This is a genomic window from Chryseobacterium gwangjuense (assembly GCF_021311115.1).
In the GTDB taxonomy this organism is placed as follows: Bacteria; Bacteroidota; Bacteroidia; order Flavobacteriales; family Weeksellaceae; genus Chryseobacterium; species Chryseobacterium gwangjuense.
Window position 1 is genome coordinate 26,605 of sequence record NZ_JAJTNP010000001.1, and the last position, 18,585, is coordinate 45,189.

General features: G+C 35.5%; 7 protein-coding genes and 1 pseudogene. 7 read left to right on the plus strand and 1 reads right to left on the minus strand.

The features are described 5' to 3' along the window. The 4 genes and pseudogenes from LV842_RS00090 to LV842_RS00105 all read left to right on the plus strand — a co-directional run bounded on the left by LV842_RS00090 (position 1) and on the right by LV842_RS00105 (position 4,168). The gene (locus LV842_RS00090; protein ID WP_233109425.1) at positions 1 to 855 is read left to right on the plus strand and encodes a DUF389 domain-containing protein; all 855 of its coding nucleotides are present in this window, start codon (positions 1 to 3) and stop codon (positions 853 to 855) included. 25 nt (positions 856 to 880) lie between these two features. Continuing rightward, complete coding sequence (locus LV842_RS00095) at positions 881 to 2,005, plus strand: sensor protein KdpD (RefSeq protein ID WP_394801193.1); 1,125 nt, start codon at positions 881 to 883, stop codon at positions 2,003 to 2,005. Positions 2,006 to 2,022: 17 nt separating this feature from the next. After that, a pseudogene (locus LV842_RS00100) lies at positions 2,023 to 2,385 on the plus strand (four helix bundle protein). Between the two features lie 37 nt (positions 2,386 to 2,422). Next, positions 2,423 to 4,168 carry an ATP-binding protein gene (locus tag LV842_RS00105; RefSeq protein WP_233109427.1) on the plus strand — a complete coding sequence of 582 codons (1,746 nt, stop codon included), beginning with the start codon at positions 2,423 to 2,425 and terminating at the stop codon, positions 4,166 to 4,168. Positions 4,169 to 4,263: 95 nt separating this feature from the next. On the opposite strand, the gene LV842_RS00110 is transcribed toward LV842_RS00105, so the two are convergent. Beyond that, complete coding sequence (locus LV842_RS00110) at positions 4,264 to 5,583, minus strand: aspartate kinase (protein WP_233109428.1); 1,320 nt, start codon at positions 5,581 to 5,583, stop codon at positions 4,264 to 4,266. Between the two features lie 663 nt (positions 5,584 to 6,246). Here LV842_RS00110 and LV842_RS00115 point away from each other — a divergent pair. The 3 genes from LV842_RS00115 to LV842_RS00125 are packed head-to-tail and all read left to right on the plus strand — an operon-like array spanning position 6,247 to position 18,416. Continuing rightward, positions 6,247 to 7,623, plus strand: a complete 1,377-nt coding sequence (locus LV842_RS00115; protein ID WP_233109429.1) for a T9SS type A sorting domain-containing protein — start codon at positions 6,247 to 6,249, stop codon at positions 7,621 to 7,623. A 24-nt stretch (positions 7,624 to 7,647) separates the two neighbouring features. Beyond that, positions 7,648 to 17,928, plus strand: coding sequence for a SpvB/TcaC N-terminal domain-containing protein (locus LV842_RS00120; RefSeq protein WP_233109430.1), 10,281 nt, complete (start codon positions 7,648 to 7,650; stop codon positions 17,926 to 17,928). Next, entirely contained in the window at positions 17,925 to 18,416 is a 492-nt protein-coding gene (locus LV842_RS00125) for a hypothetical protein (RefSeq protein ID WP_233109431.1), read from the plus strand. Before LV842_RS00120 ends, LV842_RS00125 begins: the two co-directional genes overlap by 4 nt. The last annotated feature ends 169 nt before the right edge of the window (positions 18,417 to 18,585 follow it).

An 18,585-nucleotide genomic window follows, 5' to 3' on the forward strand; every position in this document is an offset into this window, starting at 1 on the left:
ATGAAAAGATTCGACATTTTTAAGAGATACTTAGGGCAGCAGATTTACACGGCGAAAGAAGAACATGATTGGGAAACTTACGGAGAGATAAAAGAAGGGGTAATTTTTAAAGGATTCAATCTTTGGATTTTGGGGTTTGCTATGATTATAGCCTGTATTGGACTTACCACCAACTCGATAAGTGCAGTTATTGGAGCCATGCTGATTTCTCCTTTAATGGGACCCGTGATCGGATTTGCTTTTGGACTGGCCATTAATGACAGAAATCTTAGAATTGAAGGAGCCCGAAACTGGGTTAAAATGACGATAGTCAGTTTAGCTTCGGCAACCTTATTTTTTATAATTAATCCTTTCGATCATTCTACAGAATTGCTGGAAGCTTTTCAAAAAGCATCAATCTTTGATATTTTTTTGGCTTTTTTTGGTGGATTAGCAGGTTTTATAGGGATTGTAAAAAAAGAAGGGGTAAAAATCATTGCAGGTGTTGCTATTGCTACAGCTTGTATGCCGCCACTTTGTACGGCAGCTTACGGAATCGCCCAGCTTGATTTTACCTATTTTATAGGTGGATTTTACTTTTATTTTATCAACTGCCTTTTTATTGGCTGGGCAACTTTTTTGCTGTCAAGGTATTTTAAATTTGAATCTATTACTAAAGAAAGAGAGAAACGATCTCTGAAGAATGTAATTTTATGGGATTTGCTTTTGGTGGTCATGTTGGTTCCGGGAATATGGATTGGATATCAGAAATGGAAAACTGAAGAAGATTCTTTGCCGCAGCTTACAGATTCAGAAAAAATTCAAGCATTGGAAAAACGAATAGAAAGTTTGGAACGCAATGTCAAACAAAATTAAACTTAAAACAATAAAAAAATACAATATGTCGGAAGGCGGAAATTCTGCGGAGGACTTCCTTACTCTTATTAAAAATTCAAGAAGAGGGAAGTTTAAAGTCTATATAGGAATGAGTGCAGGTGTGGGAAAAACGTACCGTATGCTGCAGGAAGCTCACGCCCTTTTAGAAAACGGAATTGATGTAAAAATCGGCTATATTGAAACTCACAATCGTAAAGAAACCCATGCTTTATTGGAGGGTTTACCGATTATTCCCCGAAGAAAGCTTTTCTACAAGGGAAAAGAACTGGAGGAATTGGATGTTCAGGCGGTGTTGAATCTCCGTCCGGAAGTGGTGATTGTTGATGAATTGGCTCATACCAATATTGAAGGCAGCAAAAATGAAAAACGTTGGCAGGATGTAATGGAAATTCTGGATTCTGGAATTAATGTGATTTCAGCGGTGAATATTCAGCATATTGAAAGCTTAAATGAAGAAGTAAAAAATATTACCGATATCGAAGTAAAAGAGAGAGTTCCGGATTCTATGCTTTCGCAGGCAGATGAGGTTGTGAATATTGATTTAACTGCTGAAGAACTTATCAATCGATTAAAAGCAGGGAAAATTTATGACCAGACGAAAATCAACGCTGCACTCAATAATTTCTTTAAATCTGAAAGTATTTTACAGCTCCGCGAGCTGGCTTTAAAAGAAGTGGCATCACAGGTTACAAGAAAAGTAGAATCGGAAGTCACTACTCATAAAGTTATGAAAAAAGAGAGGTTTTTAGCATGCATCAGTTCCAATGAGAAAACGGCTAAAAATGTGATCAGAAAAACAGCGAGATTGGCTAATTATTACAATAGTCAGTGGTATCTTCTGTATGTGCAGATTCCCAGAGAAAGTTCAGACAAAATAGCTTTGGACAAGCAGCGTCATCTGATTAATAATTTTAAATTAGCAACAGAATTAGGAGCAGAAATTATAAAAGTAGAAAATGCAAATGTGGCACATACGATTATGGAACAATGTGAAGAACGGAAAATTACAACGGTTTGTATCGGAAAACCTCATTTGAATTTATGGAAAATCATTCTGGCAACGGATACTTTTAATTCTTTATTGAATAAACTGTCACAGGAGAATATAGATTTGGTTATATTAAGTTGAAAATTTAAAATTGAAAGATGAAAAATCAAAATATTTTAAAGGATAAATCTTATATTTTTGCCATAAGAATAGTTAAATTCTATAAATTCCTGAAAGAAGAGAAAAAAGAATTTATCCTTTCGAAGCAGGTTTTAAGAAGCGGAACTTCTGTAGGTGCAATGGTGGAAGAAGCGCTGCAAGGAGAAAGTAAAATGGATTTTATTCATAAACTTTCAATCGCAAATAAATAAGCCAACGAGACACGATATTGGATAAGGTTGTTAAAAGATACTGATTTTATAGATGAGAAATTATCACAATCTCTCATTCATGATTTAGAAGAAGTGATAAGACTTTTAGTTTCAATAATTAAAACAACTAAAAACTTCGTTACAAAATAATTTCAATTTTTAATTTACATCTATCAATTTACTTCAAGTGAAAATTAAAACAAAACTTAATATTGGTGTAGGCCTTTTGTTCATCATGATTATTGTGCTTTCGGTGTTGGGAGCATGGTACATCAACTTATTGAAAAAAGACACCAATAATATTTTGAAGGCTAACTACAATACCCTTCAATATTCCCGTAATATGCTATTAGCGCTGGAAGAAATAAATTCTGATCCTTTGGCATTTAATGTTTTTGAAAAACAGTTAGAAAAACAGAGAGATAATGTAACAGAGCCGGGAGAAAAAGAAGCAACTGATAATATAGTAATTCATTTCCAGGCATTGAAAAAAAAACCGGAAAATACTGCTCTTCAATATTCTATCAGAAAAGATATTGCAGAATTGATGCAGCTTAATATGAGTGCTATTGAGCATAAAAGCAGTGTCGCAGATGCCACGGCAAAAAATGCAATTGCGGCAATTTCGGGAACCGGAATGCTTTGTTTCTTAATTGCCTTTATTCTCATGGTGAATCTGCCCTCCAATATTGCCAATCCCATCAAAAGTCTTACGGAAAGTATTAAACAGATTGCTAATCAAAACTATAAAGAACGAGTACATTTTGAAAGTAGGAGCGAATTTGGAGAGCTGGCAAAATCTTTCAATACAATGGCAGAAAAGCTTCATGAGTATTCTGAAAGCAAATTGGATAAAATTATTCAGGGAAAACGACGTATAGAAACTCTTATCGACAATATGCACGATCCGGTTATCGGAATTGACGAAAATAAGAAAGTATTGTTTGTGAACGATGAAGCCTTAAAAATAACGGGGCTGAAAAAAGAAAACTTCATAGGGAAATTAATTCAGGATGTAGCCGTAACCAATGATCTGATCAGAGATATTATCAAAGAGATGATTCAGCCGGAATTTGCAAACACAGCGAAAGAATCTATGAAGATCTATGCTGACGGAAAAGAAAGCTATTTTGACAAAGAGATTGTTGACATCAATATCATTCCTACAGGTGAAGAGCAGAGCCGTTTTATCGGTCAGGTAATCATGCTTAGAAATATTACGCCTTTTAAAGAATTAGATTTAGCAAAGACCAACTTTTTAGGTACCGTGTCTCATGAGTTTAAAACACCTATTTCTTCGATTCAGATGGGATTGCAGTTGTTGGAGAATGAGCGAATCGGAAATTTAAATGATGAGCAAAAAAATCTGGTACACGGTATTAAAGAAGACTCGGATAGGCTCCTGAAAATTACAGGAGAATTATTAAATATCACTCAGGTTGAAAGCGGTTTGCTACAATTAAATATAAAATCTTCAGATATTCGGGATATTATAAAGTATGCTGTAGATGCCAATAAATCTGCGGCAGAACAAAAACAAATTCAGTTCAAAATAAACATAGAAGAGGATCTTACCACTGTTTTGGCAGATCATGAGAAAACATCCTGGGTTATTAATAATCTTCTATCAAATGCTATTCGTTATTCTTATGAAAATTCGGAAATTGATATTTCTGTAAAAAAAGAAGGCGATAAAATAAAGTTTTCGGTAACTGATTTTGGGAAAGGAATAGAAGAAAAATATCTGAATAAAGTTTTTGATCGTTACTTCAAAATTCCCGGTTCAAAAAAAGAAGGAACGGGATTGGGATTAAGCATAAGCAAAGAATTTATCGAAGCTCAAGGTGGGCATCTTTATGTAACCAGCGATTTTGGAGCAGGAAGTACTTTTTCTTTTTTATTGCAAGAAAATGAAACAAGTGGAAATGTGTAAAATGAAAACCATTAATAATATCAAAAATCACTTTTAAAGTCCGATCATAGACCAGTAAAGTGATTTTTGATAAAATATTTATAAGATCAAATAGTTTAAAATAATCTGTTGTGTAACGATCTTAACCCCTCAATTTTGTAAATTGAAGGAACCAATAAGGAAATATTATTTTCGCTTCCTCCGTAAGAGATCATTCTGATAGGGATATGTTTTACAGCGTCCGAAACCACACTGGCATATCCGTGATTGCTTTTTCTGAAATCCCCAACAATGCAGATGATGGATTGATCATTATCGATTTCAACCGTTGAAAATAATTCTAATTCTTTTACGATCTCAGAAAGAGAATCGGTCTCATCAATGGTAAGCGAAACGGCTACTTCAGAGGTAGTAATCATATCAATAGGAGTTTTGAAACGCTCAAAAATTTCAAAAACCTTTCTCAAAAAACCATAAGCCATCAACATTCGGGAAGATTGGATACGAATGGCAGTAATGCCGTCTTTAGCAGCGATGGCTACAATCTGATTTTGATTAGTGCTTTCTCCTGAAATCAGTGTACCCTGTGCATTAGGGTTCATTGTATCTAATAATCGTACAGGAACATTATATTTTCTTGCCGGGAAAACACTTTGAGGATGTAGAATTTTTGCTCCAAAATAGGAAAGCTCGGCTGCTTCATCAAAATTAAGTTTGGCAATGGATTTGGTATTTGATACATATCTCGGATCATTATTATGAAACCCATCAATGTCTGTCCAGATCTGAACCTCTTCAACTTGTAGAGCTGCACCTACTAATGAAGCCGTATAATCCGAACCTCCTCTTCTTAAGTTATCAATTTCTCCCTGAGCATTTTTGCAGATATATCCTTGGGTGATAAATAGTTTTTCCTCCGGATGTTTTGAGATTTCCAGGCTTAAATGCTCTCGAATATATTCGATGTCGGGTTCATTGTTTTCATCGATTAGCATGAAGTCCAGAGCCGGTAATAATACAGAAGGAACTTCAATTTCTTTTAAATGTAAATGAAATAGGGTAGTAGAGATGATCTCCCCTTGAGCCAGGATGATTCGTTCAGCAGCTAAGGTGAAATTCTTATTCTTAAATTGGTAGAACAGATCAAATATTTTATCAATAAACGCTGTTGCTTCTACAATCCCTTCCTCTGTCTTAAATAATTGATGGATAAATTTTTTATAGTTTCCGTAAAGCATATCAATGTGTGCATACGCAGCTTGAATGTCCTTTTTTGCATATAATGCTGACAAGGTTACCAGATCATTGGTAGTTCCTGATACAGCGGATAAGACAACCAAATGTCTGTCTGCTTTCTGAGAGCTAATAATAGGTAATAACTGTTCAATTCTTTCCGGGCTTCCTACCGAAGTTCCTCCAAATTTTAAAACTTTCATAAATAGATTAAAAATATTATAATTATTAAAACAAAAAAAAAGAGCTTGTCGTGATGACAAGCTCCTGATGTATCTGGTTTCTAACCAAAGGAAAATGACTCACGACGTTCGACGTAAGTACTGTTTCTTTCCTTTTTTTAAGTTAGATAAAATCATTTCTTTTTTTTGCTGGGCAAATATAGAAAATAAAATGGAATAATTTAATAAAATTTATGATTTCGATATTTTTTAATGAATTGCATATGATCTATATTAATTTACAATATTGACTGCTAAAGAAATAACTAATTCTACTAAAAGTATCAAGGTTGTATTTTATTTTACGATTTGTAAACCCATTATTGCTTTGAAAACTGATATCAATAAAAAGGATAATGAGAGTGAGTTTGAATCATAGAAGGTTGTAATTTTATTAAATGAGTATTGTTCATGATATAAAAAATAACCTCTCTATTTTCATGAACTTACAACCCATTCTTCACTTTTAAGAGAGAAATTTGGGAGGTTTTTTAGGCTCAAAACTCACGAAAAAGTGATGAAATTTCTCTTGGAAACCCTTATGAATACTAAAAAAGTTAAGGTTTTATTAAAATAAAATTGCTAAATCATAAATTTTGTTAATTTTGCACTTATTTAAAAATTAACGACCAACTTTATTACAATATGAATGTTAAATCTACTCGTTTTATCTATTTGTCGATATTTTTAGCCGGTTCCTTTTCTTTACAGGGCCAGATTAAAAATCAGAATAACAAGGTTTGGAAAAAATCAGATATAGAAGCATCCCGCGATAGTGCAAAATGCAATAAAGAAAGCCTCCTGAATTTTCACTGTAACATTCGAAACCATTTGAAGCAGCCTGTAAAATATTCCAAAAATGCGGCGCAAACACTCATTGTGGTTCACAATTCTGTTGAAGAAGAAAATATTTGGAATAACAAGGATATCATAGCTGAGCTAAGCAATCATTCTTATAAAAGAAGTAAAAGCAGTGAGCTCATCACCCTTAAGAAAAAACCGAGTATTATTTCTTATGTAAGCCCTAAACAACGTTCTAATAAAGACAGCCTTAATATACAAGTTCAGGATAAAAATCTATATGAAGTTTTTTTTGCCCCTCAAAAGCTTAAAAAAACGGAGTTGGAAAAACTGCACTCTTATCTTTCTATAAAGTATGGAATATCTTTAGAAAAATCAAAGTATTTCAACAGCAGCGGAGAGGTAATCTGGGATCCTGAAAAACATAAAGAATTCAAAAAAAGGCCTACAGGTATTGGAAGAGATGATGCTAATGAATTGTATCAGAAACAATCCAGCAATCAGGAAGATAGAACGGTCGCCATAGGAAGGAATAAGATATTCAGAACCAATTTTGACAACTCTTCATCCTTGGATAACAATACTTTCGCTATTTGGTCAGACGATGACAATCCTTTGGATTTTGAAATAAAAGAAAACCTGAAGCAGCTGAAAAGAAATTGGGAAATCAGCTTTATAGGTAAAGGTATCCCTAAGACCGGTTATGCAGTACAGATTAGTAAAAAAATAATCAATCCTGAAGAATTGAGACTCAATTATTGGATGCTAATTAAAAATGAAGACGGAACTTACCAAAAAATTGCAGGAAAGGCTAAAGGAGATGTGGTAGAATATTCAGGGGTTTCATTTTCTGATGAAAAAGATACTGCAGTGTTTACTTTTGCGACCAATAACACAGATATAAGACAACCCGATAAAAGTAATCAGGATAAAGAGGAAACCCCGAAACGTACACGAGGTGCGGGAGAGGGCACATCGGATCTGCAGTATTTGCTGTATCCTAATCCTGTAAAAATGAATGATTATTTTACGGTAAAATTCCCTGCCACAAAAGATTTGGAAATAACCCTGTATGATGGTGGAGGAAGAAAGATTACCTCTGAAAAAATAGCACCTGATACTACTGAATATCATAATAAACTTAATGTACAAGGAGTATATCTGATTGTTCTTACTCAAAATAAAACCTTAATCAAAGCATTTAAACTGATTGTTGATTAATAAAAAAAACTATTTTCCATTTTTATGAAAATCCATTCTAAAATTAAGTTGAGAAGAAAGCCACTTCTTAACGTATTGTTTTTTATTTCTCTTTTTGTTTTTGCCAGTTTTACTAAAGAAGACCGGCAGAAAGTAAGAGCATTTAAATTGGATCTGATGAAAAAATATGTGTATCATTCAGATAATGAATCATCTGATTCTTTGTCTTCTAATGATCACGATTCTAAATCATCCGGAAACTCTAAAAACGCTTTAGGCTCTTCATTCTCAAATTTAGGGAAAGAGAATACTGTTTTTCCTATAGAGAATCTGATGTTTTCCGGAAACTCTGATCAGATTTTTGATTCTGAAGAAAAACAGGGAGTTATCGGGGAGTTTTCCGAAGAAGAAGCAGATAATGCTTCTGACAATTTCTTTACCATTACTCTTCCTGAGCTTCAAACGCATAACATCAAAGTATTTCTGCAGTATGACTTATTTGGATTGCAGTCTTACCAGTCTGTTTCAAGATCCATTAACAGGAATGTTGCTTTCGGAGGAGAAATTATTGTTCCGGGAAATGCATGGACCTCTCAGAAAGAGGAAATTAGTCTTCAATCATTGGTCAAAGGAAAAAACAGTATTTTATTTACCTCTTCTTATAATGGGGTAAAATATAAGGTTAGAAACGTAAAAATAGTTTTTGAGAAATCAGAAGCTTCAACTCAGTCGATACCTAATTTGTCCACTTTATTATCAGGAAATAGTCTGTATGTAAAAGGAGTAGAACAATTGGGAGCAGGTACTGTTAACATAAACCAAACTTCATTTCCGTCTTTACGAGGAGAATACGAAACAACTCTTCAATTGTCAGAAGAAGATAAAAAGAAAGGGTTTATATCAGTTGCAACTTCAACAGGAATTCAAAAATATACAATCCCAAAAAGTACAACGGCTTTTAAAGTATTAAAAGAAGAGAATTTCAAGCCGCTGCAAATCCGTATTTCAAAAGATTTGGAGTACAAAGAACAGTATCAGGATGCCACGATCAACATTGATAAAAATTCAGTATTGAAAACCGGGCAAATAGAAATCTTAAAACTAAGAAAAAAGGACTTTCCGGCGGTTTCAGGGGAGATTAAAAGTCTGACTCCAAATACTTATGCCTATCGTCTGAGTAGCCATTCAGGAGAATTGGCTAAGAAGGTCAAGCTATCTTTCCCATATGATGAAAAAAAATTAGGCACAAGGTCTGCAAAAGAAATCAAGGCGTTTTATTTTGATTATGTATCAAGAAAATGGAAGGTAGATCCGACTTCGGTGGTAAATACGGAATCCAAAACGGTCACAGTCGAAAGTAATGGAGATGGAGACTATATCAATGGAATTATTTCGGTTCCTGAATCTCCTCAATTGGGAGTGTCAAATCCTACCAGTATGAGTGGGTTGAAAGCGGGTAATCCGTTAGCAGGTCTTCAGGCTATCGCTCCTCCGACAGCTAATCCGAGAGGTTCAGCCAATGTATCGTACCCGATTGTAATTCCATCAGGAAGAAAAGGAATGCAGCCGGGAGTTGCTATTTCCTATGACAGTAATAAATCCAACGGATGGATGGGAGAAGGCTGGGATGTAGATGGACTTTCAGCAATTTCATTAGATACAAGATGGGGAAGTCCGAAGTTCGATTCAGAAGTAGAAACCGAGCTCTATTCATTGGATGGAGAAATGCTGGTCTATGATGGCAATTATCTGCCTCATCGACACAATGACATCAGTGAAACCAGTACGGTTTTTACAACAAGAAAACAAAAGAGGGATACATTGCTAGCCAATAATAAAAAAGTATTCTTTTTAAGAAAAAATCATGATTTTACCAAGATTGAAAGATATGGTGCCAATACAAAAGAATACCGATGGATTGTTACATCTACCAATGGGACAAAAACCTATTATGGAGGCGATGAGAGCGGAGTGAATCAGGAGATGGTTATCAAAACAAATGATGGAGATATTGCTAACTGGGCGATCTGGAAAACAGTGGATATTCATGGAAATAATATTCAATATGAATATGAGAACTTTAAAATTCTTGGACAAACCGGAGACAATGAAAACCTCAATAATGGGATCTATTTTCATGTCAAAAAAATTACATATACTGGAAAAGACGATGAAAAAGGATTGTATTCTGTAAATTTTGAAAGGGAAAATACCATATCCAGAGACGATATAAGCATGGGAGCTAAACTGGGGGTGAAGACTGTAGAGCCTTACAGATTAAATAACATCATCGTCAAATATGAGAATACGGTTATTCGAAGATATAACCTATCATATACAACGGGGCAATTTTATAAGACCCTTTTATATGATTTGATAGAATATGATGGGGAAAATAAATTTACCAACCAGCATCGTTTCGATTATTATAATGATTTAGTTAATCAAACCACAGGAGCAACACAGCATTATGGCCCCAATCTGGATATCTATGCAAGTGGGGGAGATGCTTTCCCAATACTTCCGGGGTATTTGACGCCTTCAAAAATTGCAGCCACCAATAACTTTGAATGGGGGATAAACGGAAGACTTCCGGGGGTAGGACTTGATTTTCTTATAACAGATACTGATAATGCCTATGGTCATATAATGGCCGCTTTCAATATCGGACATTCAGAATCTGAAGCTAAAAAAGCTCAGGAACTTATGGATTTTGATGGAGATGGGATTCAGGATTTAATATATAGAAGACGTAGCACAGGTTTACGTTTTCGCCCGGGAATTCTTTCAAATGGAGTAATTTCCTTTGGACAGGAGAAGCCTATAAAATATTTAAACAGTAATTTTTCCATTACTAAAACCAGAACGAATAGTCTGGGGTATGATGCCGGAATTAATATTTCTGGTTATGGATTTAATTATTCCCAAATGTGGGCAACCAGTAAAAGTGAGACTTCTTCTTATGTCTTAGATTCCAACTCAGACGGAGTGATGGATGTGGTGAAAGATGGAGAAGTTATTTTCGGAAGAATAAATCCCGGGAATGGAGATGTTGAAATGACAAAATACAGTGACAATACCGAGAATATGGTTATTGTTGCCGATGCGATCACTGAGCATGGTTCGCCATTGGAAGGATCGTGGCAGGATGTATCCAAAAATGATGTAGTTAAGGTCTGGATTGCTCCTATGGATGGGTATATTAAATTTACAGACCAGGTACAGGTAGAAAATAAGACCAATGCGAAAGCGGTGTATTCAGTCGAGATTAAAAATCCATTGAATCCTACCAAGAACGGAAGGATATTTTTGAAAGAGTTTACCACAGGAATGGCGGTGGAAAATATTGCAATTACTAATTACAATACCTATTTTTCTCAGATACAATCATTAGTTCCTTCAAGCACAGATCATTTGGCAATTAATAGTGGAAATGCTTTATATGTGCAATCTGGAGATAAGGTTTTTATACGATTACATAAAAATGAGAGCTACAGTTATAAAGTGATATCAAATCCTAAAATAGAATATCTGAATATATCTGGTACTGCTGTTTCAGGATTGTTTCAAGATGGCTTTTCTTACAATAACGGAGCGTACAACGAAAATTTCTTGTTAAATAATCACACTAAGCCAATCTCTATAGACCAACCGGGAACGGTAAAAATCACGGTTCCAAGTGTTTCTTTTCTAAATTCTCAGGACGATATAACGTTTAAAATTATTGCGACCAGCGGAACAACGGGTACCCAAAGTGTTTTATATTCTCACACCTACAATCAAAGTGATGTTCCGTTTACTACAGCTGCTCTTGCTCCAACCATAGCGGGGGTAACCGATCTTACCGTATCTGCAAGTGATGTACCTTACACATTGAGATTTGTAGCAGAAACGGACTCTCACATTTCTTTCAAAAATTCCAATTGGAACAGAATCAATGTTGATCATTATCCGACTTCAGGAGCACCGAAGAATTACACGGCGGTAGCAGAGTATCCGTCATTATTTATTACGGAATTCAGTGAAGGAATAAATATTCTAAATTTTCCTAACCCACCATCAGGTATCCAGAATTTTAAAGTTCAAATTAACAAAAATATTCCGGCTAATTCCGGATTACCTTCTACTGGAAGTTTTTACTATATTATAAAAAAAGGAGGACATGTACTTGCTAAAAGAAGAATTATAGCTCCAATAAATAGTCAGGGAAATATCTATGAGATTGATATGACCAACAACCAAACAATTAATGGGGTTTCTCCTGTGACTTTTATGTCTGAGGATTTAGGAAACCCAATATTACTTGATTTTTTAAATATTCAGATATACTGCAATACCAAAGCAGATTATGATTTTTATAAAGCATATAGTACTATATTTAATAATAAGCCTTTTAATATCTATTACGGATTTTTAAATAATCATTTATGGACTAGTGCTAACCATACGTCGATCAACTCCACAGCATTAGAAAATATCAGTCAGTTCTATCATAACTGGGGGCAATTCCTGTACAATGAGTATGCAGATGTGGTACCGGTAAACAATGATGACGGTTTTATGCTAAATCCAGATACTCCTTCAGATAATTATGGACGTTTAATCAATTTAACTTCTCTTGCAGAGATTAATACTCCTGTGAGTCTTAGCTTCCCGGTATGTAATAATCTTGCGACTCCGGAGGAAACAGCACAATGTATTGTTCAGCAGATCAATAATTCAGGATATTATCAAAATCCGGCTAATTTTTCGCCTAAACCAATAAGGCCATTACAAGCTGATATCAAATCAGCACTTGTAGAAGTTGAGAATAGTGAGCCTCAACTAGTTTTTACAGAAAAATGGATAGGAACGGGACCTGAACAATATGCGATGGCAGACTCATTCAAAGATGATGAATCGGTGACGGGCTTTTTTAACCCTCAAACAGCAAATCCTGATGTACCGGATGATCTCATTTTACAAGGGAATGTGGATACTCAAATGTATTCTATCAATAAGAAATACTATAATAAAACAAAAACAAATACTTTAAGTGGAAGTTTAGTGGTCGCAAATATAGGGAATGCACATTCCGGATTAGTCGGGGATGGGAATATTACCTTACAGGATTTTATGGACCTCAATGGGGACGGGTATCCGGATGTGGTGTATAAAGACGCTATGCAAGTAACCAATTCTACGGGAGGGCATGGTGGTTTAAAGAACCCATTGACGAATGCTTATATTTCCAATACAAATAGCTACGCGAATACAACGACTCCTTCTTTTTCGCCACAGACTTTTATACAGGCAGGATTAGGTTCTAAAAATGGGGAGGTAAAAAGTTCTACCAGTGCCTATGGTCATTTGGCGGTAGGTCTAATGAACTCAGGTTCTCAAGGGTCTTCACCATGGAGTACTACAATCTCAATAAATCAGGATTCTGAAGATTCAGGGGAGTCCTATTGGCTGGATATTAATGGCGACGGAATGGCAGATAGGGTAACCGGAGGAGGGTCTTCAGTGATGAAGTACCAACTCAATTTGGGGACTCATCTGGATAACGGATATACCTATAAAAATGCGGAAACGTATGCTTCTGGACCAGTTGGGGCTATTGGTTTAGGTTTTAGCTTTGGTTTGGGAGGTATAACGAGTTTACCAATATCAGCAAGTTTATCCGCTACTGCTTCTTTAGGATCTTCCAAAACTACATTGGAAGATATTAACGGGGATGGATTAATAGACATTTTGATTATTGGAAGTACCCAGACGCATGTCAAATATAATTTGGGGAATAAGTTTTCAGATCCAGTAGAGCTTCTAAGAGACGGAGGCGGAATTGATTATAATAACGAATCCAAAACTTATCAGGGAGGAATTTCTATTAGTGGCAAATATTTTTATAGCTGGCCTATTGTTTGGTGGCCAATCCCTCCTATTCCTCTTATTTATTTAAAGATTGGTGGTGGGGCAAGTGCAAGTGTAGGTTTATCTATTGCAGAAACTGATAAGGCTTTCAAAGACATGAATGGGGACGGATACCCGGACTTAGTAGTTTCTAAAGATGATGGTTTTATAGTCAATCATTCCAATATCGGAAAGACTAATAAATTGAAAAAAGTGGAGAGAAATCTAGGAAACGATTATGATTACCACGCAGATTATAAATTTACGATTGATTATGAATTCTCCAAGCCAAACTACAACGATCCGCATGGAAGGCTTGTGATGAAAGAGGTGAATATTCTCAATCCGGATGTGACTTCCGGAACCCATTTGGTTTCGACACCGGGACTGGATATGGTTACGAGATACAAATACGAAAATGGGCATCACGACCGAAGAGAGCGAGACTTTTTTGGATTTGAAAAAATAACGACGGAAGAAATGGTAGGAAGTACGGTATACCGTTCCAACCTGCAGACGTTCTATAACAATAGTTATTTCCTGAATGGAACATTGAGAAGTTCACAAACATATAACACGGCCGGTGGCTTGCTTTCCTCGGTTGTAAATACATATAAACTATATAAATTTAAAGACAACAATACCAAGATCAACCTAGCTTCGGCATTGGCAGATTCATTCGATACTGGGGGAACGGAAGGTCGAAAAATGGCGATTGTTCTCTTAGATAAAACGGAAAATACTGCCTATGAATCAGGAGGGAATTTGCTGACCACGACAAGGTTTACCTATAATGATAAAGGACAAATCATTACCTATCAGTATACAAGTCCCTCAACAAGCTATAACTCTACAATTAGCTATCATAATTTAAATAATAATATACTGAATGTGCCTCAGTCTATTTCGGTTAATCAGGGAACAACTTCCAATAGCCTGAGATACAGGGAAACAGAGGCAGACCCGAATACTGGTGATATTACCAAAGTAATGGTAAAGCTTTCGGCTTATGAAACGGCTGAAACACAGCTTACATATGATATTTACGGAAATATAAAAACGGTGATCTATCCTCCAAACGATAATGCGGAATCATACTCATTAACGTATAATTATGATCCCGTATTAAATAAATATGTGGATAGGGTAACCGATAGCTTTAACTTGGAATCTGTGGCTCAGTATGATCCTAAATTTGATGTGGTTACGGAAACAATGGATGCTTCTGGAAATACGACGAAATATACGTATGATGCCAAAGGAAGGGTGATTTCTATTTTAGCCCCTAAAGAAGTTGGAATTTCTGATTATACGGTTTCTTATCAGTATTATAAAGTACCGGTTAATCATTCTTCGGGCTATCCTTCTTGCATGAGCGGAGCAATAACTCAAAATTATGATTCTCAGAATCCTCAGAATCCAATCACAACGATGACGTTGGCGGATGCATTAGGAAGAGTGATACAGGTGAAAAAAGATGTTTTTGTAGATGGGGTAGAAAAAATGTCTGTATCAGGGCGTACAGTATATGATCCGCTGGGAAGGGCAGGTATGCAGTATCACCCACTTTTTGAAGGAAAGGATAATAATAATCCGTTTAATTATTATAATCCTAATCTCAACCAAGCTCTCAACCTGAATCTTTCCGGATATTATACCTCCCAGCAATATGATTATAAAGACAGGGTCGTTTCATCTGTGGATGAACTGCAGCATACCACTTCTCATATTTATGCGTTAGACAATGGTTTATTGAAACATACCACTATATTAAATCAGAATAGCACAGGGACGATGTTGAGATCGGCGTCCTATACCAATGCTGAAGGGAAAGTGGAAAAATCTTCGAATTACATTAACGGACAAGAGCTGGCAACCTTATTCTCTTACAGCACTATCGGTGAATTACTGACAGTAACAGATCCTGAAGGAATTTCTACCGGGTATTCTTATGATTTTGCGGGAAGAAGAATTCAGGAGGTTCATCCTGATCACGGAAGCACAAGTTATACCTATGATAAAAGCGGAAATCTTACCCATTTATTAACGGATAATCTGGAAAGCAATGGGCAGCCTCCTATTGAATATAGATATGAACAAAATAGGTTGATTGAAATTAGGCTTCCTGATATGCCGAACGGAGAAAACCCTGCCAATGCAAGGTATAAATATGCTCCTGCAGGCTCGGGGAATAATTCAGGAAAGCTGGTTTACAAGACAGACAATTCCGGAGAAACCCATTTTGAATATGGAAATATGGGGGAAGTGATCTCTGAAAACAGAACCATAGTAGGCTACAATATTCCGCTTGTAAATATGAATACCCAGTATACATATGACAGCTGGAACAGGATTCAGGATATTACCTATCCGGATGGAGAGCTCGTGATCTATACCTACGATCTGGGGGGGAATCTTATCAAAATCAATAATAAAGAAGGATATGAATACGTAAAAAATATACAATACGATCATTATGGGCAAAGAACTTCTATAACATTCGGAAACGATACGAAATCTGAATTTGGCTATTCTCCAGCGGATAGAAGACTGGCGACGCATACTTTAAAAGATAACGGAGGAAACAGCTTCCTTAGTAATAATTATGCATATGATTATGTAGGAAATATTACCTCGGTTAATAATACTGCGCAGCCATATAATGGAGGAATGGGAGGAAGTTATAACTTTGGTTATGGATATGATCAGCTTAATAGATTAAAGGAGTCTACCGGAATGTTTGGGGTATCTTCTTTGGACCCTGTTACATCAGAGTATTCAACGATAATGGCATACAATAATGTGGGAGGAATTATTTCCAAAGAACAGATGCATAAGCAGAACAATGCTCCTGTAGCACAAAATACATTTAATAATCAATATACATATATTCCCGATACTCATAAGGTGGTGCATATTGATGACCAGAATACAGGAGGGAGTCCGGAAGATTTTGAATATGACCTCAACGGAAACGTTATTATGCATAATAATGGCTATTATGTTGAAAATATGTATTGGGATGAACAGGACCGTCTGAAAGCTTTCAACAGTGAAACGGGAGTGTTCCAGTATTATGTATATGATGATAAAGGAGAGAGGATCATAAAATACAATCTTGAGCAGGGTTCACAGTTGTATCAGAACGGTGCATTGGAAGATCCGGGATCTTTGAACATCAAGGATTATAAAATCTATCCTAATCCTTATGTGGTACTGACTTCGAATATGCAGATGACCAAAAACTATTTTGCTGGTTCGCAGCGTGTGGCGAGCAGGTTACTGGACTTTGATTTTACCGCAATGAAATCGGCAAAACCATCTGCTGACCTGCCTGATCCTGAAACAGATTTTAAAAACTATTTAGGTAAAGCAGGGATTAATATGAATAGAGTAGCTGTAGAATTAAATACGCTGAGCAGTTCTCCTGATGTATATTATCTGCATGGGGATCATTTGGGAACGGCAACATTTGTTACCGATTCTAATGCCAACCCAACGCAATTTTTCTTAAATTTACCATTCGGAGAGACTATGGTAGAACAGATGACAGGAGCATATGATAATCCGTATAAGTTCAATGCCAAGGAGCTCGACAGTGAAACAGGGTTGTATTATTATGGAGCGAGGTATTATAATCCAAGATTGAGTATATGGTATGGGGTGGATCCGCTAGCGGAAAAAGCGCCAGGTTGGACACCTTATCGTTATGCATTTGATAATCCTATAAAATATATAGATCCAAAAGGTCTTTTTGAAACTAAATTTGGAGCATGGTGGCATCGTATGTGGAATGGTGGAGGAAGTAAGATATTTCAGGACAAAAATAATAAAGAATATTATTATACTCAAAAGAATGGATATAGTCTTGGTAGTGATGGTGGCGTAGTAATGAATATACGTAAAGAATATGGTCATAATGCAAGCAAACAAAGCGGATATCCAGTATTAAAAATTCAGGCAAAGGCTGATTTTGGAGTAGGGGTAGGAGGGAAAATAGGTGTTTTACAGGGAAAAGCAGCGATTATAAATCAAGATATTGGTTATCTTCAGTATGATGCAATTGCAAATAAAGGAACTGCAAAATGGGGAGATGGAAAAGTTCACAATAGCCTTGAAGTAGCAGTTGGATTAGGAAAAAAATCTCCAATTTCTGTAGGAGCTGGAGTAGATTATAATTATGATTATAATCGCGTGAAAGATGATGGTGTAAGTGGTGTTAAAGGATCTGAAAAATTGGATTGGTCAATGAAAGCAGGAGTAGATGTTGGTCCTGGAGTTGGAAATGGATTTGAGTCACTTAATATTCAACCTTCTGTTGGTTCAGGGGGAGTAATAGATACAAGCAGTGATTGTTATTGTATAGATTTGGGAGTTGGTGTGAAAGCATTATTGGGAGTAGAAGCAAAAATTTTAATAGGAGTACAAAAATGATAGAAATTGTTATACCAAATTTTGGTAATATAAATATATACAAAGACAAAGCCTTGCTATTATTAGTAAAAAGAGACGTTGATTTAAAAGGGAAGGTTACTTGTGAATACTATTATGAAAACGAATTGTTTTTAAAAACAATTTCATACAAAGCTCTTTTTTGGAAGCTGAAAATTGAAAACTTGCCTGAAAAATACGATATTAAAGAAATTAGAAATAAGGGTTTTGAACTTTTTAAAAGCGAATTTAAAATTAAGAACAATATTGTAAAGATTAAAGACAATCCTTTTTATTTCTTGAATAAGAAAATGTCGAGGATATTTTTCAATAATCTCCAAGTCGCAAATGTTACTTTAAAAAATAATTTTGGAATTGGTAAAAACGGAAGTTTTACTCAAGTTGTAAATTTTACCACAAACAAAGAAGATGTTATAAAACAATGTCTGATTTGTTACGCTATTAGTTGTAATATATTAAATGCTGGATAGATAATACTTATTGAGTAGCTTTATTTTGTAGTGAGACATTTGTTTTACTAAATCTTTTGGTGGATAAAGTATTAATAATTTTTCAAAACCTACTTGAAGAGGCGAAAGAATTTAACTTTACCAATTCATGAATGAATAACTCGGAAGATAATGTAGATTATTTTGTGTT